The sequence below is a fragment of the Cellulomonas cellasea genome, assembly GCF_030372105.1.
Taxonomy (GTDB): Bacteria; Actinomycetota; Actinomycetes; order Actinomycetales; family Cellulomonadaceae; genus Cellulomonas_A; species Cellulomonas_A cellasea_A.
Genome location: NZ_JAUDBQ010000007.1, coordinates 91,482 through 113,624, shown reverse-complemented (window position 1 = coordinate 113,624; position 22,143 = coordinate 91,482). Strand labels below are relative to the sequence as shown.

Annotated in this window: 21 protein-coding genes; 11 read left to right on the top strand and 10 right to left on the bottom strand. The window is 73.9% G+C overall.

Going from position 1 to position 22,143, the window contains the following annotated elements; translation table 11 throughout:
- Positions 1 to 92 precede the first annotated feature (92 nt).
- From QUV83_RS08690 to QUV83_RS08675, 4 genes are all read left to right on the top strand, one after another.
- On the top strand, positions 93 to 629 hold the full coding sequence (locus tag QUV83_RS08690) for a hypothetical protein (RefSeq protein WP_289563920.1): 537 nt from the start codon (positions 93 to 95) through the stop codon (positions 627 to 629).
- A gap of 93 nt (positions 630 to 722) precedes the next feature.
- Positions 723 to 2,039, top strand: a complete 1,317-nt coding sequence (locus tag QUV83_RS08685; protein ID WP_289563919.1) for an MFS transporter — start codon at positions 723 to 725, stop codon at positions 2,037 to 2,039.
- A 139-nt stretch (positions 2,040 to 2,178) separates the two neighbouring features.
- Entirely contained in the window at positions 2,179 to 3,333 is a 1,155-nt protein-coding gene (locus QUV83_RS08680; RefSeq protein ID WP_289563917.1) for an MFS transporter, read from the top strand.
- 88 nt (positions 3,334 to 3,421) lie between these two features.
- On the top strand, positions 3,422 to 3,751 hold the full coding sequence (locus tag QUV83_RS08675) for a VOC family protein (RefSeq protein WP_289563915.1): 330 nt from the start codon (positions 3,422 to 3,424) through the stop codon (positions 3,749 to 3,751).
- 17 nt (positions 3,752 to 3,768) lie between these two features.
- Here the strand turns inward: QUV83_RS08675 and QUV83_RS08670 are convergent, their stop codons facing one another.
- From QUV83_RS08670 to QUV83_RS08660, 3 genes are all read right to left on the bottom strand, one after another.
- Positions 3,769 to 4,155 carry a PGPGW domain-containing protein gene (locus QUV83_RS08670; RefSeq protein ID WP_289563913.1) on the bottom strand — a complete coding sequence of 129 codons (387 nt, stop codon included), beginning with the start codon at positions 4,153 to 4,155 and terminating at the stop codon, positions 3,769 to 3,771.
- A 79-nt stretch (positions 4,156 to 4,234) separates the two neighbouring features.
- The gene (locus QUV83_RS08665; protein ID WP_289563911.1) at positions 4,235 to 5,038 is read right to left on the bottom strand and encodes an ABC transporter permease; all 804 of its coding nucleotides are present in this window, start codon (positions 5,036 to 5,038) and stop codon (positions 4,235 to 4,237) included.
- Positions 5,035 to 6,096 (bottom strand): ATP-binding cassette domain-containing protein, encoded by a 1,062-nt coding sequence (locus QUV83_RS08660; protein WP_289563909.1) that lies wholly within the window; start codon positions 6,094 to 6,096, stop codon positions 5,035 to 5,037. The genes QUV83_RS08665 and QUV83_RS08660 overlap by 4 nt, the downstream gene beginning before the upstream one ends.
- A 91-nt stretch (positions 6,097 to 6,187) precedes the next feature.
- On the opposite strand from QUV83_RS08660, the gene QUV83_RS08655 reads away from it, so the two are divergent.
- On the top strand, positions 6,188 to 7,207 hold the full coding sequence (locus tag QUV83_RS08655; RefSeq protein ID WP_289563907.1) for a helix-turn-helix transcriptional regulator: 1,020 nt from the start codon (positions 6,188 to 6,190) through the stop codon (positions 7,205 to 7,207).
- Here the strand turns inward: QUV83_RS08655 and QUV83_RS08650 are convergent.
- Positions 7,188 to 8,165, bottom strand: coding sequence for an AEC family transporter (locus QUV83_RS08650; protein WP_289563905.1), 978 nt, complete (start codon positions 8,163 to 8,165; stop codon positions 7,188 to 7,190). The genes QUV83_RS08655 and QUV83_RS08650 overlap by 20 nt on opposite strands.
- Before the next feature lie 179 nt (positions 8,166 to 8,344).
- On the opposite strand from QUV83_RS08650, the gene QUV83_RS08645 reads away from it, so the two are divergent.
- The 3 genes from QUV83_RS08645 to uxaC are packed head-to-tail and all read left to right on the top strand — an operon-like array spanning position 8,345 to position 12,800.
- Entirely contained in the window at positions 8,345 to 9,130 is a 786-nt protein-coding gene (locus tag QUV83_RS08645) for a 3-ketoacyl-ACP reductase (protein WP_289563903.1), read from the top strand.
- Positions 9,131 to 9,146: 16 nt separating this feature from the next.
- Entirely contained in the window at positions 9,147 to 11,336 is a 2,190-nt protein-coding gene (locus QUV83_RS08640; RefSeq protein ID WP_289563901.1) for an FAD-binding protein, read from the top strand.
- A 33-nt stretch (positions 11,337 to 11,369) separates the two neighbouring features.
- Entirely contained in the window at positions 11,370 to 12,800 is a 1,431-nt protein-coding gene (uxaC, locus tag QUV83_RS08635) for a glucuronate isomerase (RefSeq protein ID WP_289563900.1), read from the top strand.
- Positions 12,801 to 12,885: 85 nt separating this feature from the next.
- Here the strand turns inward: uxaC and QUV83_RS08630 are convergent, their stop codons facing one another.
- From QUV83_RS08630 to QUV83_RS08610, 5 genes are all read right to left on the bottom strand, one after another.
- The gene (locus QUV83_RS08630; protein ID WP_436231896.1) at positions 12,886 to 13,806 is read right to left on the bottom strand and encodes a sugar phosphate isomerase/epimerase family protein; all 921 of its coding nucleotides are present in this window, start codon (positions 13,804 to 13,806) and stop codon (positions 12,886 to 12,888) included.
- Positions 13,803 to 14,963, bottom strand: a complete 1,161-nt coding sequence (locus QUV83_RS08625) for a Gfo/Idh/MocA family protein (protein WP_289563896.1) — start codon at positions 14,961 to 14,963, stop codon at positions 13,803 to 13,805. Before QUV83_RS08625 ends, QUV83_RS08630 begins: the two co-directional genes overlap by 4 nt.
- 136 nt (positions 14,964 to 15,099) lie before the next feature.
- The gene (locus QUV83_RS08620) at positions 15,100 to 16,605 is read right to left on the bottom strand and encodes a mannitol dehydrogenase family protein (RefSeq protein WP_289563894.1); all 1,506 of its coding nucleotides are present in this window, start codon (positions 16,603 to 16,605) and stop codon (positions 15,100 to 15,102) included.
- A gap of 150 nt (positions 16,606 to 16,755) precedes the next feature.
- Entirely contained in the window at positions 16,756 to 17,454 is a 699-nt protein-coding gene (locus QUV83_RS08615) for a DUF998 domain-containing protein (protein WP_289563893.1), read from the bottom strand.
- Between the two features lie 79 nt (positions 17,455 to 17,533).
- Positions 17,534 to 18,211 carry a TetR/AcrR family transcriptional regulator gene (locus tag QUV83_RS08610; RefSeq protein ID WP_289563892.1) on the bottom strand — a complete coding sequence of 226 codons (678 nt, stop codon included), beginning with the start codon at positions 18,209 to 18,211 and terminating at the stop codon, positions 17,534 to 17,536.
- A gap of 85 nt (positions 18,212 to 18,296) precedes the next feature.
- Between QUV83_RS08610 and QUV83_RS08605 the strand changes: the two genes are divergently transcribed.
- The 3 genes from QUV83_RS08605 (at position 18,297) to QUV83_RS08595 (ending at position 20,777) form a co-directional block, all read left to right on the top strand.
- Positions 18,297 to 19,319, top strand: coding sequence for an ABC transporter ATP-binding protein (locus QUV83_RS08605; RefSeq protein ID WP_289563890.1), 1,023 nt, complete (start codon positions 18,297 to 18,299; stop codon positions 19,317 to 19,319).
- A complete protein-coding gene (locus tag QUV83_RS08600; RefSeq protein ID WP_289563888.1) occupies positions 19,312 to 20,100 on the top strand; it encodes an ABC transporter permease in 789 nt (262 codons plus the stop codon). The genes QUV83_RS08605 and QUV83_RS08600 overlap by 8 nt, the downstream gene beginning before the upstream one ends.
- 128 nt (positions 20,101 to 20,228) lie before the next feature.
- Positions 20,229 to 20,777 carry a hypothetical protein gene (locus QUV83_RS08595; RefSeq protein WP_289563886.1) on the top strand — a complete coding sequence of 183 codons (549 nt, stop codon included), beginning with the start codon at positions 20,229 to 20,231 and terminating at the stop codon, positions 20,775 to 20,777.
- 24 nt (positions 20,778 to 20,801) lie between these two features.
- Here QUV83_RS08595 and nhaA read toward each other — a convergent pair whose 3' ends face one another.
- Positions 20,802 to 22,052, bottom strand: coding sequence for a Na+/H+ antiporter NhaA (nhaA, locus tag QUV83_RS08590; RefSeq protein ID WP_289563884.1), 1,251 nt, complete (start codon positions 22,050 to 22,052; stop codon positions 20,802 to 20,804).
- Between the last annotated feature and the right edge of the window lie 91 nt (positions 22,053 to 22,143).

The window sequence follows — 22,143 nt, the reverse complement described above, 5'->3', positions numbered from 1 at the left end:
CGCCGTGCCGCGGTCCCCGACGAGCCGTGTCGCGTTCACCAGGGTGGGGTGGGCGGGTGCACCATGGTCGGAGCCGGATGAGAGGGAGGGTGATGACGACGCCGACGTCTGGACATGTCCGCGGGGCGGTGATCGCCGCCGCCACCCTCGCGGTGGCGCTCTTGGCGGCCGGGTGCGCGCCCGACGACGCCGTCGAGGTCGGCGCCGGGCCGTCGCCAGCCCCGACGAGCACTGAGTCCGTCAACACTGAGCCTGCCAGCCCCGAGACCACGAGCCCCGAGACCACGAGCCCAGCGCAGGAGGCCGCGCCGTTGCCCACGACCATCGCCGAGTCCTGGGCCCAGGACGACACCGCCGACACGCTCGTGCTGCGGGCCGAGCAGCCCGGCAAGCTGCTCGTCACCACCTTCGGCAGCTCCACCTGCCCGGAGCTGCCGATCGCCGCCACGTGGGACGAGCGCCGGACCACGCTGCAGATCACCGCCGCCTACGACCCGGGCGCGGAGCCGCGACCGTGCACCCGCGACCTGGCGCCCACCACCAGCGTCGTCCCGATCGAGGGCCTGCCGGACTACCAGTTCACCGCGACGGTCAACGGCGAGGCGGTCACCGTCCCCGAGGTCGGCTGACCCGATCACGGCGCTGACCTGGTCGTCGACCCGCAGGTCGCTGGATAGCATCGTGCCCATGCGCGCCCACCCCGTCCCCGTCTCGCCTCTCCGGTGAGGGGCCGCGCCGACCGGCCGCTGACGTACGCGTCGACCCGCCGCGCCTGCTACACGGGATTCGTCACCCAGGCGATCGTCAACAACCTCGCGCCGCTGCTGTTCATCGTCTTCCAGACGTCCTACGACGTGCCGGTGGAGATGCTGGGCCGGCTGGTGCTGCTGAACTTCGGCGTCCAGCTCCTCACCGACCTGGCAGCCGTGCGGTTCGCCGATCGGATCGGCTACCGCATCCCGCTCGTGCTGGCCCACGGGCTGGCCGTCCTCGGCCTGGTGCTGCTGTCGGTGGCCCCGGCCATCGCCCCGACGCCGTACATCGGCCTGTGCGTCGCGGTGGTCGTGTACGCGATCGGCGGCGGGCTGCTCGAGGTGATGATCAGTCCCGTCGTCGACGCGCTGCCCAGCCCGCAGGAGGGCAAGGCCGCCGCGATGAGCCTGCTGCACTCCTTCTACTGCTGGGGGCAGGTGGCCGTCGTCGGCGGCACCACGGCGGTGCTCGCGATGACCGGCCACGGCTCCTGGCAGGTGCTCCCGCTGATCTGGGCCGTGGTGCCCGCGATCAACTTCGCGATGTTCCTCCGGGTGCCGCTGCCCGCCACGGTGCCCGAGGAGCACCGGATGTCGTTGCGCTCGCTGTTCGGCGCCCCCGCGTTCGTGTGCGCGCTGGTGCTGATGATGACGGCCGGCGCCGCGGAGCTGACCATGTCGCAGTGGTCGTCGTTCTTCGCGGAGACGTCGCTGGGGGTCACGAAGGCGTGGGGCGACCTCGCCGGGCCGGGGCTGTTCGCCGTGCTCATGGGCATCGGGCGGATCGTCTACGGGCTGTGGGGCGCGCGCATCCCGCTGGCGCCCACGATGATCGGCGCGGGCTCGCTGTCGGTGGTCTGCTACCTCGTCGCCACGCTGACGCCCAACGCCGTGGTGAGCCTGGCGGCGTGCGCGCTGTGCGGGCTCGCCGTCAGCGTGATGTGGCCCGGCACGTTCAGCCTGGCCGCCGCGCGCTTCCCGCTCGGCGGCGCCGCGATGTTCGCGGTGCTGGCCGTCATGGGGGACCTGGGCGGCGCGGTGGGCCCGTGGGTCACCGGCGTCGTCGCGGACGCGAGCGCCGCCTCCGCCGGGCTGCTCGGCTCACTGGCCGGCGCCCTGCCCGGTGACGGCGGCTCGGGCCTGCGGGTGGGCCTGCTGGGCGCCGCGGTGTTCCCGCTGACGCTGGTGGTGTGCGCTGTCGTGTGGGCGGCGCTGGCCCGGCGGGACCAGGTGCTCGCGGACGACCTCGGCGCCGAACCGGTTGACGTGGCTGCGCCTGAGCGCTGAGCGAGGCCGGCCGTCCGTTGCGCGAAATACGCGTGTTCGCAGGTCGCGGGCTGGTTACGTTGCGCACATGCCATCACCTGCCCCCGTCAGGGCCACCGCCGATCCGATCGAGCCCCGCCTCAGGCACGCACGCTGGAGCGTGACGTTCCTGTTCACGCTCGCGGGCCTCGTGATCGGCGGATGGGCGTCGCGGGTGCCCGACGTGAAGGCCGCGCTGGGCGCCGACGACGCGACCTGGGGGACGATCAACATCGCCTCGGCCATCGGGGTGCTCAGCTCGATGCTGCTGGTGGCGGCGCTCATCGTGCGGGTCGGCCCGCGCCGGCTCTCGCTGGTCGCGGCGCCGTTCGTGGTGGCGGCGCCCGTCGCCAACGCGTTGGCCGGCCACCCGTGGCAGCTCGCCGCGGGGCTGCTGGTGCAAGGCGCCGCGATCGGGATGCTGCAGGCGCCGATGAACGCGCAGGCCGTCGCCGTCGAGAAGGCCTACGGCCGGCCGATCCTCACGTCCTTCCACGCCTGCTTCAGCATCGGCGCGCTCGGTGGCGCGCTCCTCGGCGCTGGCGCCGCGGCCACCCACGTGTCCCCGTTCCAGCAGTTCGCCCTCACCTCCACGTTGCTGGCCGTGGGCCTCGGGCTCACCGCCCGGCGGCTGCCGGTCGAGCCGGCCGGGGCAGCGTCGGCGGGGAGCGCCCGCCTGCGCCTCACCCAGGGCCTGGCCCTGCTGGCCGGGATGGCGTTCCTGGCCCTCTTCGCCGAGGGCGTCTCGGCGAACTGGAGCGCGATCTACACGCGCGAGTCGGTGGGCGCCCTCGGCGCCTGGCCCGCCGCCACGTATGCCGGCTTCGCGCTGGCGATGGTGGTCGGCCGCCTCTTCGGCGACCGGGTGCGGTTCCGGGTCGGCACCGTGCGCATGCTCGTCGGCAGCGGGGTGGTCGCGGCCGCCGGAGTGGGCCTGGCCCTGGCCACGCACACCACCGCGGGCGCCATCGCCGGGTTCGCGATCGCCGGGCTGGGGCTGTCGTCGATCGTCCCGACGATCTACAGCCTGGCGGGCGGGCTCCCCGGGCTGCCGCCGGGCCGCGGGGTCGCGCTGGTGGCGCTCGGGGCATGGCCCGCCCAGCTCATCGCGCCGCCGTTCATCGGCGGCGTCGCCCATGCGGTCAGCCTGCGCGCGTCTCTGCTCGTGGTGGTCGCCTGCGCGCTCGCGGTCGCCGTGGTGGTGGCCGTGCTGCGGGGCCGGCTCGTGCCCACAGCCGTCCACACCGAGGAACTGGAGGCCACTGCGGCGAGGTGACCGGCCGGGCCTCTCGCCGACCGGTGGGCGCCGGGCCGGGTGGATACGCTCGCTGGAACGGTCCCCGCAGCGCCCGGAGGAGAAGAGCATGAGCCCAGCCATCCGCAGCCTGGTGGTCACGGTGTCCGACCTGGACGCCGCGAAATCCGTCTACGGCGCGCTGCTCGGCACGCCGCACACCGATCAGCCGTACTACGTCGGCTACAACGTGGGCGGCTTCGAGGTCAGCCTGGCGCCGGGCGACCCGACGGGCGGGCCCGTGGCGTACGTCGACGTCGAGGACCTCGACGCCGCGCGCGCGACACTGCTCGCCGCGGGCGCCACGGAGCGGTCCGCCCCGACGCAGGTGGCGCCCGAGGCGCGGGTCTGCGTGCTGGCGGACGCCGACGGGAACCCGATCGGGCTGCGCGGCAAGTGACGCGCGAGCCGCCCCGGCTAGGGGGTGGTGTCGCGCCCGGTGATCGCGTTGGGGCCAGAGGCGTCGGGCTCGGCGGCGTCGGGCCCCGGCTCCGGCTGGGGCGCGGGCCTGCGCCCGAACCAGCCCAGCACCATGTGCCACAGCCGCAGGGCGACGGAGTTCATCCGGCCCAGCAGCTTCGCCGCCCAGGTGAACTCCGCGGCGAGCACCGCCAACCCGGCGAAGATCGCGACCCACCCCGGCCCGGGGAGCACCAGCATCGCGATCCCGGCCAGGACCAGCGTCACCCCGACCACGGCGACCGCGACCCAGCGCACAGGTCTGGGCAGCGAGGAGAGGGCGGCCCTGACCCGTGCGGGGATCCCGCCCTCTGGTGCGCGTGCGTCGCGAGCGTCATCGTTCACACGCTGATCGTGCCAGGCCAGCCTGCGACGCACATCATCCGCCCGCCGACGCGCCAGGCCCCGGCGGGCGGGGAACGGCTCAGTCGGTGCTGCGGTGGATGGCGCGGATCCCCACAGCGAGGCCGAGCACTGCGGTCAGCAGCGCGGCCACGGCGCCCCACGCCGCCGTGGAGCTGAGGATGTCCCCGGCGAACAGCGAGCGCTCCGCGTCGACCACGTACGTCAGCGGGTTGGCCAGCGCGGCGACCTGCATCCAGCGGGGGCCGGTGTCCAGGGGGAGCAGGAGGCCGGAGAGGATCATCGCCGGGAACAGCACCGTCTGCTGCACGGCCCAGAACATCCACTCCTGCTTGCGGACGGCCAGCGCGAGCGCGTAGCTCAGCGACCCGAGCCCGACGCCGAGCACCGCCAGCAGCGCGAGGCCCAGGGCCGCGCCGGCGGGGTTCGGCGCGAAGCCGAACGGGATCATCACCAGCACCACGATGAGGGCCTGCACCACGAGCGGGGCCATCTCCTTGAGCGAGCGGCCGGTGAGCTGCGAGGAGCGGGACAGCGGGGTGACCAGGAGCCGCTCATGGGCGCCGGTCTGCATCTCCATCTGCAGGTTCGCGCCGGTGGTGGAGCAGCCGAACAGCGTGATCATCACCAGGATCCCGGGGACGAACCACTGCCACACGTCGGCGCCCGGGACGCCCCCGCCGACGGAGCCCGCCAGGAGCGGGCCGAACAGCCCGAGGAAGACGAGCGGCTGGACCAGGCCGAAGATCAGCGAGAACGGCTCGCGCACCACGGGCCGCAGCTCGCGGACCAGCACGATCATGCTGTCGCCGATGATCCCGCGGCGGGCCGGGGTGGGGTGGGAGGCGGTGTCGAGGCGGCTCATCGTGCGTCCTTCCCGGCGACGAGGGCGTCGCGGTCTGTGGGTGCGTGGGTGGTGGCGGGCGCGGCGTCCGCGGGGCTGGTGTCGGCGCCGTCGGAGTGGGTCTCGCGCAGGGTGCGGCCGGTGAGGTTGAGGAAGACGTCGTCCAGCGTCGGCGTGATCCCGGTGGCGGAGGCGACCAGGACGCCGAGCCCCGCGGCGGCGCGGACGAGCTCCGGCACGGCTGTCGCGCTGTCGGCCACGCGCGCCGTGACCCGGTGGCCGTCCACCACGACGTCGCGGGCCCCGGGGATCCGCTCGAGGAGCGCCGCCACCTGGGACGCGGCCCCCAGGAGCCCGTCCTGCGGGGTGCGCACCTCGACGCGGTCGCCCGCGAGGTCCCGCTTGAGCGCCGTCGCGGTGTCATCGGCGATGACCTGGCCGTGGTCCACGATCACCACGCGATCGGCCATCGTGTCGGCCTCGTCGAGGTAGTGCGTGGTCAGCGCGATGGTCATGTCGTACTGGGCGCGCAGCCGCAGGATGTGCTCCCACAAGTTGGCGCGGTTGTGCGGGTCGAGCCCGGTGGACGGCTCGTCGAGGAACAGCAGGCGCGGCGCGTGCACGAGCCCGAGGGCCACGTCGAGCCGGCGCCGCTGGCCGCCCGACAGGTCGGAGACCTTGTGGGCCGCGAACTCCGTGAGGTCCAGGGCGTCGACCAGGTCGGCGGCCCGCTGACGGGCGGCTCGTCGGTCGAGCCCGTAGATGACGCCCTGCGTGACGATCTCGTCGCGGGCGCGCTGGTTGTGGCCTGCGCCGTTGCCCTGCCCCACATATCCGATGCGGCGGCGGACCTCCGCAGGCCGCGCTGTGACGTCGAGCCCGGCGACGTGCGCGGAGCCCGCTGTGGGGCGGATGAGCGTGGTGAGCATGCGCATCGTCGTCGTCTTGCCGGCGCCGTTGGGGCCCAGCACGGCGACGAGCTCGCCGGCGGCGATGTCCAGGTCGATGCCGCGCACGGCATGGACGGTGTGGGCGCGGCTCACGGTGAAGTTCTTGGTGAGCCCTCGGGTGCGGATCATGGCTGCTCCTGGGTGGGCGGTTGGTGGTTCCACCCACACTGCCGCCGGTACCGGACAGGTGCTGTCCTCTACTCGACCGGATACTGGGCTCATGACCATCGACGCCTCGACGCCGTCCGCCCGGCTGCTGGCGCTGCTCTCGCTGCTGCAGGCCCGCCGGGACTGGCCGGGCGACGCGCTCGCGGAGCGCCTGGGCGTCACGTCGCGCACCGTGCGGCGCGACATCGACCGGCTGCGCGGCCTCGGCTACCCGGTGCGCGCGGTCAAGGGGCCCGACGGCGGCTACCGGCTCGACGCGGGCGCGCACATGCCGCCGCTGCTCTTCGACGACGAGCAGGCGGTGGCGGTCACCGTCGCGCTGCAGACCGCCGCCACGGGCATCGACGGGATCGACGAGGCGGCCCTGCGCGCCCTCACCACCGTGCGCCAGGTGATGCCGCCCCGGCTCCGCACCCGCGTCGACGCGTTGCAGGTCACCGCCGTGGGCAAGCCCGGCGCCGCCGGGCGCGCGACAGTCGACGTCGACCGCCTGATGGCCGTGGGGGCGGCGGTGCGGGCTCGCGAGGTGCTGCGGTTCGACTACACGGCCCGCGGCCAGGAGGCTGACGGCCAGGACGCCGACGGTCGGCCCGCTCCGCCGCGCCGTGCCGAGCCGCACCACCTCGTCACCTGGAACGGGCGCTGGTACCTCGTGGCATGGGACCTCGGCCGCGACGACTGGCGCACGTTCCGCGTCGACCGCCTCACGCCGCGCACCCCCACGGGCCCGCGCTTCACCCCGCGCGACCTGCCCGCGCCGGACATCGCCACGTTCATCGCCGAGCGGTTCACCTCAGGCGAGTGGCCGTGCGTGGGGGAGGCGGTGCTGCACGCCCCCGTCGAGCAGGTGGCGCCGTGGTCCGGGCCGCGCGCCGTGGTCGAGCCGCTCGGCCGGGACAGGTGCCGTGTCGTCACCGGCTCGTGGTCGTGGGCCGGGTTGGCCGCGACGTTGGGCATGCACGGCTGCGACCTCGAGATCGTCGGGCCCGAGCCGCTCCGGGAAGCCGCACGTGAGCTGGCCGCCCGGTTCCGGCACGCCGCCGACGCCCCGGTCAGCCCAGCAGGGCGGTGATCACCAGCAGCGCGGGCGCCGCGAGCACGGTCGTCACCAACCCCGCGTCCCGCGCGAGCGCCTGGCCCCGGCCGTACTGCATCGCGTAGACCAGCACGTTTTGCGCGGTGGGCAGCGCGGCCATCGCGACGACCGCCAGCAGCGCCTCGCCGGTGAGCCCGAGCGCGGTTCCCACCAGCCAGGCGAGCGCGGGGCTGACGACGTTGCGCAGCGTGACCGCCAGCACCAGGTCGCGCCGGGGCGCGCGCTCGCGGGTCAGGCGGGGGACGGCCAGCGACATGCCGAAGGTCACGAGGGCGAGGGGCGCGGCGGCGGCTCCCACCAGGGCGAACGGGCTGTACAGCTCCTCGGGCAGGGTCCAGGGCAGGGTGGCGGCCACGAGCCCGGACAGGGCGCCGACGATGATCGGGTTGCGCGCGGTGCGCAGCAGGACGTCCCGCGCGATGCGGGTGAGCGGGAGGCGTTCGCGGGGCGCGACGGCCACGCCGTCCGACCCGGTGGCGTCGTCGCCGGTGGCGGCTCGCGCGTCGAGCACCGCGAATGCGACGGGCGCGAGGATGAGCAGCTGGTAGAGCAGCGGCGGCACGACGGCCACGGCGTCGCCCAGCAGGTACACCGCGAGGGGCAGCCCCAGGTTCCCCGCGTTGACGTAGGAGGCCGCGAGCGTGCCGACGGTGACGTCGGCGGCATTCCGGCGCCACAGGCCGCGCAGCACGCTGATGGCGATCAGCGCCACCACGGTGGTGCTGATCGCGGTGGTGAGCGCGGAGCGGGAGAGCAGCAGGCGCAGGTCGGCGTGGGCGACGGTGACGAACAGCAGGCAGGGCGTGGCGACGGTGAACACGAGCCGGGCGAGGACTGCGGGGGCGTGCTCGCCGAGCGTGCCGCGCCGGCCGAGCGCCCAGCCGAGGGCGATGATCGCGGCCATCGTGCCCAGGGCGGTCAGGACAGCGCTCATCGGGCCCCTGACATGCGCCGATCCTGCCACGACGCGTCCACGGACTTCGGCCACCCGCGTCTGCCGGGGTTGGAAAGCGCTTGCCCACCCGGTGCTCCGCGTGGCACGATCGCCGTGGTGCGCACAGCCGCGCACCCCGCGGGCCCCAGGCTCGCGGCGCTTGAGCGGAAGGGGCGGCGATGCGGCCGGTCGCACTGGTCACGGGGGGCAACCGGGGCATCGGGCTCGGCATCACGCAACGCCTGCTGGCCGACGGGTACGCCGTCTCCATCCTCGCCACCCGCGAGGAGCCCGCCGAACTGCTCGACGAGCTGCGCGCCCACGCCCAGGACGACAAGGCCGTCCGCTACGTGCGCGGCTCCGTCGCCGACCCGGACGACCACACCCGCTACCTCGACGACGCCGTCGACGCCTGGGGCCGGTTGGACGTGCTGGTCAACAACGCCGGCGTGGCGCCGCTGGAGCGCGCGGACCTGCTCAGCGCCACCCCCGAGAGCTTCGACCGGGTGCTCGGCATCAACCTGCGCGGCCCGTACTTCCTCACCCAGGGCTTCGCCAACCGCGTCATCGCGCTGCGCGGCGCCGACGTCGACCTCACCGCCCGCCCCGTCGCGACGATCATCAACATGTCCTCGATCTCGGCGTCGGCCGTCTCCACCAACCGCGGCGAGTACTGCGTGTCCAAGGCGGGCGTCGCGATGGCCACCCAGCTCTTCGCGGTGCGGCTCGCGCCCGAGGGCATCGTCGTCTACGAGGTGCGGCCCGGCGTCGTCGCCACCGACATGACGGTCGGGGTCACCGCCAAATACGACGCGCTGCTCGCCGGCGGCCTGGCCCCCATCGCCCGCTGGGGGAGGCCCGCCGACGTCGCCGGCGCCGTCGCCCTGCTCGCCGCGGGCCAGACGCCCTACTCGACGGGTGAGGTCTTCCACGTCGACGGCGGCATGCACATCCCCACTCTCTGAGCCCAGGAGGACCGCCATGAGCCACGACGCCCCCCACGCCCAGCCCCACGCGCACGAGCCGCAGGACCACGCGCCGCAGACCGTGCGGATCGGTGGCCACGACGTGCCGGTCGTCACCGCGAACACCGTGGTGGTGGGCACCGGCTCCGCGGGATTCTGCGCCGCCGACCGGCTCTGGGAGTTCGGGCAGGGCGACCTGGTGATGGTGGCCGACAAGATCGGCGCCGGGGCCTCCCGCAACGCGGGCTCCGACAAGCAGACCTACTACAAGATGACGCTCTCCGGCGGCGATGGGGACTCCGTGCGGGAGATGGCCCAGACGCTGCACTCCGGCGGCGCCATGGACGGGGACAACGCGCTCGCCGAGGCGGCGCTCTCGGCGCGCGGGTTCCTGCGACTCTGCGAGTTGGGCGTGCCGTTCCCGCAGAACCGCTATGGCGAGTTCATCGGCTACAAGACGGACCACGACCCCCGCCGACGCGCCACGTCCGTGGGGCCGTACACGTCGCGCAGCATGGTGGAGCAGCTCGAGAAGAAGGTCGCCCGCAACGGCACTCGCGTCTTCGACGACTGCCGCGTGGTGGACGTGCTCACACATCCCGGCGCCGACGGGCCCGAGGTCGCCGGGCTGCTGGCGCTGCGCACCGACGTGCCGCATGACGGCGCCGAGTCGCCGTTCCTGCTGTTCCGCTGCGCCAACCTCGTCTACGCCACCGGCGGCCCCGCCGGCCTGTACGCGACCCGGGTGTTCCCCAACGGCCAATGGGGGGCATCCGGGGCCGCCTACCGCGCGGGCGTGCACGGCAAGAACCTCACCGAGTGGCAGTTCGGGCTGGCCTCGACCAAGCCCCGCTGGAACGTGTCCGGCACGTACATGCAGGTGCTGCCGCGTTTCGTGTCCACCGACGCCGACGGCGGCGACGAGCGCGATTTCCTCACCGACGCCATCCCCGACTACGGGCGCCAGCTCTCGCTGATCTTCCTCAAGGGCTACCAGTGGCCCTTCGACATCCGCAAGGCGCTCGACGGCTCGTCCCTCATCGACCTGCTCGTCTACCAGGAGACGGTGCTGCGCGGCCGCCGCGTCTTCCTCGACTTCCGCCGCAACCCGGTGCGGGACGAGCTCGACCCCTCGGCGCTGTCCCCCGAGGCCTTCGACTACCTGGACCGCGCGGGCGTCCTGTTCGGCACCCCTATCGAGCGGCTGCGCCGGATGAATGCCCCCGCCTACGAGTTCTACCTGAACAAGAACCCATACGTGGACCTGGAGCGGGAGCTGCTCGAGGTGGACGTGTGCGCGCAGCACAACAACGGCGGCCTGCAGGTCGACGCGTGGTGGCAGTCCAACGTCACCGGGTTCTTCCCCGTCGGCGAGGCCGGTGGCGCGCACGGCGTGTACCGGCCGGGCGGCGCGGCGCTCAACAGCGGGCAGGTCGGGGCCACCCGGGCCGCCCAGTTCATCGCCGCCACCCGCGGTCACGCGCCCCTCGACGTCGACGAGTTCGCCGCCGTCGCCGCGCCCGTGCTCTCCGCCGCGCGCGGGCTCGTCGAGCGCGCCACCGCCCGCACGGCCGCGGGCGAGCCGGACAACACCGGCGAGCTGCTCCGCGCCGTCGGCGAGCTGATGAGCGCCAAGGCGGGCCCCGTCCGCTCGGCGGAGTCCCTGCATGAGGCGCTCGTCCAGGTGCACGAGTGGCTGTCCGGCTATGAGGACCTGGTCGCCGCCGACGCCGGGTCGCGGCGGGCTGTGAACCGCACCTTCCTGGTGCGGGACATCCTCACCACCGCCTACGTGTACCTGTCGGCGATGGCCGACTACCTGGACCACGGCGGCCGCTCACGCGGGTCCGTGCTGTACACCGACGCCGCCGGGTCGTTGCCGCGCGTCGGGCACGGGCCGGACGCCGAGCGCGAGCTGGACCTGCCGGAGGTGTTCCGGTTCCGGCTCGACGGCGGCGCGCTGGACGGCGAGGTGCAGGAGGCGGCATGGCGTCCGCCGGGGGATGCGGGCCCCGACGGCGACATACCCGACGACGGCGTGGGCGGGCGTGCGACATCGTGGGCGCCGGGCGGCCTGGCGCGGGAGCCCAAGGACCAGGCCGGGCATGCGCTGTTCCGCTGGCGTCCCGTGCGGCCCATCCCCGAGGACGACGACTTCTTCGAGAACGTGTGGCGCGACTACCGAGAGCACAAGAACATCTACTGAGAGTCCGCCCCGGCGGAGCAGAGGGAGACACGCATGACTGAGCCGTGGGCACTGCATCCCGATCGCGCGCTCCCCGCCGACCCCGGCGTGCGCCGCATCGCCCGGCAGGTCTACGCCCAGACGGCGGGCCTGCCCATCGTCTCGATGCACGGCCACGTCGAGGCGCGTGTCCTCGACGAGGACCAGCCGTTCGGGGACCCCGCCGAGCTGTTCGTCATCCCCGACCACTACCTGGTGCGGATGCTCGTCTCCCAGGGCATGGGCAACCACGAGCTGGGCGTGCCGACCCGGGATGACGACAGCGGCCTCGACGTCGAGCAGGACCACCGCGAGATCTGGCGCCGTTTCGCGTCGAACTGGCACCTGTTCCGCGGCACCCCCACGCGCTACTGGCTCGAGCATGAGCTGGTCGAGGTCTTCGGGGTGACCACCCGGCCGTCGGCGAAATCCGCCGACGCCCTCTACGACCACCTGCTCGACGCCCTCGCCCGCCCCGAGTTCCGGCCGCGCGCGCTGTTCGACAGGTTCCGCATCGAGACGCTGGCCACCACCGACGCCGCCACCGACGACCTGGCCCACCACGCCTCCCTCGCGGCGCAGGGCTGGGGCGAGAAGGTGGTGCCCACCTTCCGGCCCGACGCGCTCGTCCACGTCGACCGGCCCGGCTGGCGCGCCGCCGTCGCCGAGCTGACCCGGGTCAGCGGGATCGACGTGCAGGGATACGACGCGTTCCTCGCGGCCCTGGAGCAGCGCCGCGCCGTGTTCCGCGCCGCTGGTGCGCGCGCCACCGACCACGGCCATCTCTCCGCCGACACGACGCCGCTGTCCCTCGACGACGCGCGCATGATCTTCGCCGCCGCGCTGCGCGGAGAGGCGACCACCGCCGAGGCGGACGCGTTCAGCGGCCACATGCTCTACGAGATGGCGCGCATGTCCAGCGAGGACGGCCTGGTGATGCAGCTCCACCCCGGCGTGCTCCGCGACCACGACCCCCACATCGCCCGCGTCTTCGGCCCCGACACCGGCTTCGACATCCCGGTGCAGGTCGAGTACACGCGCGCCCTGCGCCCCCTGCTCGAGTCCTTCGGCCGGCACCCCGGCCTGCGCCTCGTGCTGTTCACCATCGACGAGACCGTCTACTCCCGGGAGCTGGCGCCCCTCGCAGGCGTCTACCCGGCAGTGCGACTGGGCGCCCCCTGGTGGTTCCTCGACAGCCCCGACGGGATGCGCCGGTTCCGCGACGCCGCCACCGAGACCGCCGGCTTCTACAACACCACCGGCTTCGTCGACGACACCCGCGCCTTCGCCTCGATCCCCGCACGCCACGACCTGGCCCGCCGCGTCGACGCCGGATACCTCGCCCGGCTCGTCGCCGAGCACCGGCTCGACCTGGACGAGGCGCTCGAGACGGCCGTCGACCTCGCCTACGAGCTGCCCCGCGCGTCGTACGCTGCACGGCCCTGACGCGGGCCTGCCGCGGGCATCCCCCTCGGGGGACGGCCGCGGCAGGTGTTCGCGCGAGTGGGGAAGGGTCCCGCGCGTTGAGGGGTCAGCCCAGGTGGGGCAGGACGTGGCGGATGTAGCGCTCCGCGAGCGTCGCGACTGTCTGGTCGCCGGGGGTGTCCCAGATGCCCTGGTGGAAGATCTCGACCTCGATGTCGCCGGTGTACCCCGTGGCGGCGACCCACCGGGTGATCGTCGCGAAGTCGATGTGGCCGTCGCCGACGTGCCCGCGTGAGAGCAGCGCGTCGGCGGCGAGGGGGAGGGTCCAGTCGGAGACCTGGTAGGACGCGATGCGGCCCTCGGCGCCGGCGCGGGCGATCTGCCGTTCGAGGTCCGGGTCCCACCACACGTGGTAGGTGTCGACGACGACGCCGACCGTCTGGGCGGGGAATGGCGCCGCGAGGTCGAGGGCCTGGCCGAGCGTGGAGATGACCGCGCGATCGGCGGCGAAGACGGGGTGGAGCGGCTCGAGGACGAGGCGCACGTCGTGCTCGGCGGCGTAGGGGACGAGGTCGGCGATGCGGTCGGCGACGCGGGCGCGGGCGGCGACGACGTCCCGCGCTGGGTCGGCGTCCGGGGTGGCGGCCGGGTAGGGGAGTGCGGGGCCGCCGGGGGCGCTGGACGCCGGGAGCCCGCCGACGACGAGCACCAGCTCGCGGGTTCCCAGGGTTGCGGCCTCGACGATCGCGGCGCGGTTGTCCGCCAGGGCGTGGGCGCTCCCGGCGTCGTCGGCGGCGGTGAGGAAGCCGCCCCGGCACAGCGAGGAGACGCGCAGCCCGGAGGCCTCGACGAGTCGCGCGGCCTTGTCCAGGCCAGCCTCCTGGACGCGGTCCCGCCAGAGGCCCACCGCGCCCAGCCCACCGCGCGCGGCGCCGTCGAGCGCCTCCTGCAGGGTCCACGCCTTGGTGGTCGCGGTGTTGAGCGAGAGCCGGGCCAGCGGGCCGCCGGGCGCGGGGGCCACGGTCACAGTGCGATCTCGGGGATGTCGAGGCGGCGGCCCTCGGCGGAGGACTGCAGGCCCAGCTCGGCGAGCTGGACGCCGCGCGCCGCGGAGAGCAGGCCGAAGCGGTGCTCGCGCCCGGCGACGGCGTCGCGCAGGAACTCCTCCCACTGCGCCTTGAAGCCGTTGTCGAGGTCGCCGTTGGCGGGGACGTCGAGCCACTGGTCCCGGAAGGACTCGGTGACGGGGAGGTCGGGGTTCCACACGGGCTTGGGGGTGTGCGCGCGCTGCTGGGCGACGCACTTGGTGAGCCCGGCGACCGCGGAGCCGTGGGTGCCGTCCACCTGGAACTCGACGAGCTCGTCGCGGTAGACGCGCACGGCCCAGGAGGAGTTGATCTGCGCGATGACGGGCTCGCCCGCAGGGCCGTCGACCTCGAAGATGCCGTAGGCGGCGTCGTCGGCGGTGGCCTGGTACTCCTGGCCCTGCTCGTCCCAGCGGGTGGGGATGTGGGTGACGGCCTTCGCGGTCACGGACCGCACGGGGCCCAGCAGGCCTTCGAGCACGTAGTTCCAGTGGCAGAACATGTCGACGGTCATGCCGCCGCCGTCCTGGGCGCGGTAGTTCCAGCTGGGGCGCTGCGCGGGCTGCACGTCGCCCTCGAACACCCAGTAGCCGAACTCGCCGCGCAGCGACAGGATCCGGCCGAAGAACCCCTCGTCCACGAGGCGGCGCAGCTTGACCAGGCCGGGCAGGTAGAGCTTGTCGTGGACGACGCCTGCCGTGACGCCTGCGTCCCGGGCGAGGCGCGCGAGCTCGACTGCCTGGTCGAGGGTCTCGGCGGTGGGCTTCTCGGTGAAGATGTGCTTGCCGGCCTTGATGGCCGAGGTGAGCGCGGCGGCCCGGCGCGAGGTGACCTGGGCGTCGAAGTAGATGTCGACGCCCGGGTCGGACAGCACGGAGTCGACGTCGGTGGTCCACTGCTCGACGCCGTGGCGCTCGGCGATCTCCCGCACCTTGGCCTCGTTGCGGCCCACCAGGATGGGCTCGATCTGCACCCGGCTGCCGTCGGCGAGCTCGAGGCCGGAGTCGCGCAGGGGGAGGATCGAGCGGACCAGGTGCTGGCGGTATCCCATCCGCCCGGTGATGCCGTTCATCGCGATGCGCAGCGTGCGGGACGTCATGGTCTCTCCGAGGGCAGGTCGGCAGCGGGTTGGGAATGCGCTTTCCACACTAGGCGTGACCGCAGAAGGACGTCAAGGACTAGGGCATCAGAGGGCCACGCGCCGGGGCCGCGAGGCGGGCCCGGCGCGGTCAGGCTCAGCTTGTGGGGACGAGCCCTCGCCGCAGCTCCCGCACGCCCGCGCGCACCTCGGCCCGGAAGGCCTCCGAGCCCGCGACCTCGGCCGGGAAGATCTGGCCGAGGTCGAGCAGACGGTCGGCCAGCCCGTCCGGGGCGCCTGACGCGGCGGCCCGCAGCACGTCGGCGAGCGGGTCGTCGAGCGGAGCCGGGCCGTCGGCGGCCTGGCCGACGAAGACGGCCCACGCGGCGAGCGCGCGCGCGGCGGCCTGGGGCACGACGCCGGCGGCGAGCCGGTCGGCGACGGTGCCCAGCAGCCGGATCGGCAGCTTCTGCGAGCCGTCCATCGCCACCTGGAGCGTGGTGTGCCCGGTGTTCGGGTTCGCGAACCGCTCGAGCACCGACTCCCGGTAGGCCGCCAGGTCCAGGCCGTCCGGGGCGGACAGCGTCGGGATCACGTCCTCGTCGACGAGCGCGCGTGCCAGGGCCTCGATCTCCGGATCGGCGACGGCCTCGGCGATGGTGCGGTGCCCGCGGAGCTGGCCCAGGTACGCGAGCGTCGAGTGGGTGCCGTTGAGCATCCGCAGCTTGGTGCGCTCATAGGGCTCGACGTCGCCGGTGAGGGTGGCGCCGGCCAGCTCCCAGCGGGGGCGCGGCCCGGCGAAGTCGTCCTGCACCACCCACTGCGAGAACGGCTCGCCCACCACCAGGCCCTCGTCGTCGAGTCCGAGCAGTGCCGCCGCCTCCGCCCGGTGCGCGGGGGTGGTGGCCGGCACGATCCGGTCGACCATGGTGGCGGGGAAGCGCACGGCGCCGTCGATCCAGGCGGCGAGCGACTCCCCGCGCGGGCCCGCGGCGGCGGCCGTCGCGAGCACGAGCGCGCGCACCGTGGGGCCGTTGTCGACCATGTTGTCGCAGCAGACCACGGTGAGCGGCGCCTCGTGGCGCGCGCGCCGTAGGGCGATCCCCCGGACGAGCAGCCCGATGGGCGTGCGGGAGGGCGTCGCGGACCCCGAGGCTGTGCCCTCGAGCTCGGCGCGCAGTGCCGCGACGTCGGATGCCACGTCCGGGTCGGCCAGGTCGGGGGAGCCCGCGGCCGTGCGGTGGTAGCCCTTCTCCGTCACGGTCAGGGACACGATGCGGGTGCTGGGCGCGGCGATGCGGGCCAGCACCGCGTCGGTCTCGTCGCCCGGGAACGCGACCTCGCGCAGTGAGCCGACCACCCGCAGCGACGTGCTGTGCTCGCCTTTGGACAGCACCCCGTACAGGCCGTCCTGCGGCCGGAGCTGCTCCACGACCCGCGCGCTGCGCTGTGTCACGCCGAGGATGCCCCACCCGGTGTCGCCGGTGGCGGCGAGCGCGTCCTCGGTGAACACGGCCTGGTGGGCGCGGTGGAAGGCGCCGAGGCCCAGGTGCACGATGCCGACGTCCAGCCCGCGGGGGTCGTGTGCGGGGCCGACGATCTCGGGGTGGTGGCCCCGGCGGTCGAGGGTGTCGAGGGACAGTCGGACGCGCGAGTCGGGCATGGGGCGATCCTTCCGGGAAGCGGTTTCTCAACGACGGTCGCCGGTAGGCCGCGAACGCGCCCTCATTGGCGGCCCACGTGTGGCAGTGCGCCTAGATCACGCAGTATGCCTGGTTGGCCAGGGTCTGGGGAGCGGGTTCTGAGATCGGCCTCAGGCCCGAGCGCGCGCCCACCACGGGCTCCACTCCCATCGAGGCCTTGTGGCCCTCACCGAGGCGGCCACGGCGGCTGCCGCGCGCTCCGTCGGCCCCGATCCGGGCTCGGCGCGCACGGCCAGCACGACAGCCAGCGGCCACAGCGACTGGGCCACCGCGACGATGCGCTCGGCGAGCCCCTTCCGTGCCCCCTGGCCGGGGATGAGCGCCTGCAGCTCGAGCCAGTACCACCCCAGCATCACGGACATGCCCGACGCCGCCACCGCGCCCGACCATGGCGCCATCCGCCCGAGCCCGGCCGCGTCCCGGGCGACGGCCGGCCAGGTCGCCATCGCGACGAACGCCACTCCCGCGGCGCCCATATGCGCGGTGTGCGTGCGGTCGGTGGGCAGCAGCGCGACCCCGACCGTCGCGAGCCCGCCGAGCCCGAGCATCAGGCGCCCGGCCCGCGGCACCGGCCGCAGCCCCACGGCCGTGACGATGTGGGCGATCCCCGTCAACGCGAACCCGCAGGCCCCGAGCCTGGGCGCGACGGCAGCCTGCGTGGCCAGCCAGCTCAGGGTGTCGCGCACCGGGTCGTAGCCGTCGTCCTGCAAGGACGCGGCCAGCGTCCAGGTCCCGATTATCGTGATCGGCGCCGCGACTGCCGACACGACGGCCCACCGGGGAATGCCAGAGTCCAGGTCCTGACCCATCTGTCGACTGTAGGCCGGGTCGGGAGGCTCTGCCCGGGTGGCCGTCCAGGCCTCGTCCAGGCTTCGCCCAGTCGCTCGCTCAGTCGGTGGGGGCCTCGGCGCCGGGGGTGGCGGCTCGCGGGGTCAGCACTCGGAGCATGCCCTCGCGGACCAGGGAATCGGGCAGCGGGGCGATGCCGCTGAGCGAGAGCAGCGCGCTGCCCTGTTCGAGTGCGGCGAGCAGCATGGTGCGGTCGGAGACGGAGAGCGGGTCCTCCCCGGCGGGGCTGTGCGTCAACGTGGCGCCGGTGTAGAGCGTGAGCATGTGGCGCATGCGGGTCTCGAGCTCCGGGGTGAGCTCGGCCTCGCGGGCGGCGGTGGCGATGAACTCGAGGCTGGCGAGGGCGAACCCGTGCGCGACCTGGAGCATCGCCTCCTCGTCCGGCGTGCTGTCGCTGGCGTCGGCGTCGTCGCAGGCCAGGAAGCCCGCCGCGGCGGAGTCGGAGGGGAGTGCGGAGTTGGTCTCGCGGCCGAGGCGGTCGGCGCGGGCCAGGTCGTCGTCGATGACGGCGAGGAATAGCGCCGCCTTGCCGTCGAAGTTGGAGTAGACGGCGCCCTTGGAGTAGCCGGCCTGCTGGGCGATGGCCTCGAGCCGCGCGCGGTGGTACCCGTCGCGGGCGAAGACGGCGCGGGCGGCGGCGATCAGGGCGGATCGGGTCTGCCGTTGCCGTTCCTCGCGGGTGAGGGGCTCGCGCGTCGAGGGCCCGGGTGTCGTCATGCCCCGATCGTACTTCGGGCTACCGCCGGTATCGCGATACCGCTAGTATTCGAATACCGAGAGAATTCAAGACGAGGAGAGTGTCGTGAGCGCTGACGTGCTGGCGGTCGACGGGATCACCAGGCGCTTCGGCGCCGTGGTCGCGAACGACCGGGTGACCCTGCGAGTCCGAGCCGGGGAGGTCGTCGGGCTGCTCGGCCATAACGGCGCCGGCAAGACCACGCTCGTCTCGCAGGTGGTCGGCCTGCTGCGGCCCGATTCCGGGGCCATCCGCGTGGGAGATGTCGACGCCGTGGCCGACCCGGCCGGCGCGCGCCGCCGCGTCGCGCTGCAGGCCCAGGCGCAGGCGCCGATCAACGGCCTCACACCCCGCACGGCCATCGAGCTCGCGGGCCGGATCCGCGGCCTGTCGCCGCGACGTGCCCGCGCGGCCGCCGAGGAGCTCGCCGCAGAGCTCGACATCCTGCCGTGGATCGACCAGAAGGCCCTGCCCGACGGCGGCGGCCTCTCGGGCGGCGTCCGGCGGCTGACGTCCTTCGCGATGACAGTGGTCGCCCCGACGCCGCTCGTGGTGCTCGACGAGCCGACCAACGACATCGACGCGTCACGCCGCCGGCGGCTGTGGGACGCGGTGCGGCGCATCGGGGACGAGGGCGCCGGGGTGCTGCTCGTGACGCACAACGTGGTCGAGGCCGAGCGCGTGGTCGACGAGTTGGTGGTGCTCGACCGCGGCAAGGTCGTCGCGGCTGGCAGCCCCGCCGCGCTGCGGGGGAGCCAGGATACCGACCTGCGCCTCGAGCTGCAGCTCCACCCGGGCGGCGCCGACCCGTCCGAGGTGCTCGCCGAGGTGCCGGTCCCCGTCGCGCGGCGGGTCCGCACCGGCCGCCGCGTGCTCCTGACCGTCCCCGCGGCGCAGGCCGCCGCCGCCGTGGCCTGGGCGAACGGCCTGCGCGAGAAGGGCGCCCTCGACGGCTACGCGCTCGCTCCCGCCACGCTCGAGGACGCCTACCTCGCCGTCACCACCTCCGAGTCCACCGACGAGGCCGACGCCTCCGACGAGCCCACCGCCTCTGACGAGGCAGCCACCGAGGAGCCGTCCCGTGCCTGAGACCACCACCGCCGCGCGCCCCACGGCGTTCGTCCCCCCGCGCGTCGGGCTGTGGAGCAGCTACCGCACGCTGCTGCGCTGGCAGCTCGGACAGGCAGGCAGCGACCTGCCCATGATCGTGGTCATCCAGGCGCTGCTCGCCGCCGGGGTCGTGATCGGATTCGGGTTCCTGATCCCCGACATCTCGCCGGAGTCGGCGCTGTTCCTGTCCACCGGCACCCCGACGGTGCTGCTCATGGTCGTGGGCCTGACGATCGTGCCGCAGGGCGTCGTCCGGGCCCGCACCGACGGCACGTTCACGTACCTGCGCGCCCTGCCCGTGGCCCGGCCGCTGCTGCTGCTGGCCGATCTGACCGTGTGGCTGCTGGTCGCGCTGCCGAGCGTGGCCGTCGCGGTGATCGTGGCGGATCTGCGCTACGACCTGACGCTGGCCTTCGACTGGCCCCTGCTGATCCTCGCGTCGCTGCTGGTCACCGTCACGGCGACGGCTGTCGGCTACGCCATCGCCGTGACGTTCGCGCCGATGCTGGCGCAGGTGCTCAGCCAGGTCCTGGTGTTCTTCGTGATGCTGTTCTCACCCATCACGTTCCCGGCGAGCCAGCTGCCGGGCTGGTTCCAGTCGGTGCATGACGTGCTGCCGATCCGCCCCGCCGCCGACCTGCTGCGCGCCGGGTTGGTGTCAGGCACGTACGACGCGAGCCTGCGCGACCTGCTGGTGCTGGTGGTGTGGTGCGTGGTGGGACTCGCGCTCAGCACGCGCGCGCTCGTGCGCCGGGCCTGAGCCTGTGCGGCCACTCGCGCGAGCGCCCCGCGCAGGTGGACCCGAGCGGTGCGGGGGGCAAGACTCGCTGGTGACGGCGCCGCCTAGGGTGCGCGGCGCTGAGCTCGAGAGGACGCACGATGAGGACGATGGCAGTGGCAGGGACGGCCGTGGGGCGCGGGCGGCGGGGCCGGCCGGTGTGGCGGGCCGTGGTGGTCGGCCTTGCGCTGCTGAGCCTGGCGGCGTGCGCGGCGGACACCGGCGCGACCCCAGACGGCCAGTCCTCGACCGGATCGTCGAAGCCCACCGACTGGGTCGGTCCCACCGCCGCTGACTCCGGCGTTGCCACCGCTGCGCCAACCCCCGGGCCCCATCCCACGCCGATCACGATCGCCGAGTCGTTCGGCCGCAATGACGACGCCGACGTGGCCCCGGCGGCGCGCGACGCGAACCCGAGCCGGCTCCTTGTGACGACCTGGGGCAGCTCGACCTGCCCTGACCTGCCCGTGAGCATGGAGTGGGACGCCGGTCGCACGGTGCTGAGCGTGCGCGCCGAGTTCGACAACGGCCGGGCTGACACGCCCTGCACGCTCGACTACGTGCCCACCACGAGCGTGCTCGTGGTCGAGGACCTGCCCGCCACCGAGTTCACGGTGCGGGTCAACGACGTCGGCACGGTGGTCGCTGCTGTGCAGTGACCACCGTGCCGCAGTGGCGACGCGTCAGGCGTCGGCCGCGACCTCTGCCGTGACCTCGGCCTTGGCGGCGACCTTGCTGCGCCAGGTGAGCAGCAGGGCGCCGATCACCGCGGAGGTGGCCGAGCCGATCAGCACGGCGGCCTTGACGTGCTCGCTGTGCGGCGAGGTGGCCGGGAAGGACAGCTCGCCGATCAGCAGCGAGACGGTGAACCCGATGCCCGCGACGCAGGAGACCGCGGCCAGGTCGAGCCAGCGGACGCTCGCGTCGAGGTTGGCCTTGGTGAGCTTCACCAGCAGGAACGTGGCCAGCAGGATGCCGATGGGCTTGCCGACGACGAGGCCGAGGGCGACGCCCTGGGCGGCGGGGTCCCCGGCAGTGCTCGCCAGCGCCTCGGGGCTGAGGGTGACGCCCGCGGCGAACAGTGCGAACACGGGCACCGCGAGCCCGGCGGAGACAGGGCGCCACAGGTGCTCGTAACGCTCGGCGAGGCTGATGGAGGCGCCGTGGCGGGCGATGGCCGGCACCGTGAAGCCGAGCAGGACGCCGGCGATGGTGGCGTGGATCCCGGAGGCGTGCATGAGCGCCCACGCGATGACGCCGAGCGGGATCAGCACCCAGGCCGTCATGCCGCGACGGCGCACCAGGACGCCGAAGACGGCGATGGCCAGGAGTGAGGCGCCGAGCCAGGCGAAGGCGAGGGACTCGGTGTAGAACGCGCCGATGACGATGATGCCGAGCAGGTCGTCGACCACCGCGAGCGTCAGCAGGAACGCGCGCAGCGCGGTGGGCAGCCGCTTGCCGAAGATGGTGAGGATCGCGACGGCGAACGCGATGTCGGTGGCGACGGGGATGGCCCAGCCGTCCAGGCTCCCGCCGTCGCTCATCGAGTTGACCAGCGTGTACGCGAGCGCGGGCACGGCCATGCCGCCCACGGCGGCGAGGATCGGCACGATCGCCGTGGACGGCCGGCGGAGCTGGCCGGTGACCATCTCGCGCTTGAGCTCGACGCCGACGACGAAGAAGAAGATCGCGAGCAGCCCGTCGGTGGCCCACTGGGCGATCGACAGGTCGAGGTGCAGGGCGCTGGGCCCGATCACGATCTCGCCGAGCGACTGGTAGGCCTCGCGCCACGGCGAGTTCGCCCACACGAGCGCCACGACGGTGCCGGCGAGCAGCAGGATCGCGCCGGTGTTCTCGGCGCGCAGGGTGTCGGCGAAGTTCCGGCGGCCACCTGGGGTGAGCCGGCCGAAGATCGTCGGCTTGGCGTTCGACATGGTGCTTCCCTCGGTCTGGGCGGCCGCCCCACGTCGTTGCGGGGCGACCGGTGCGGGAACCCTAACGGCAGGGTTGGACTGCTCCGGGGCC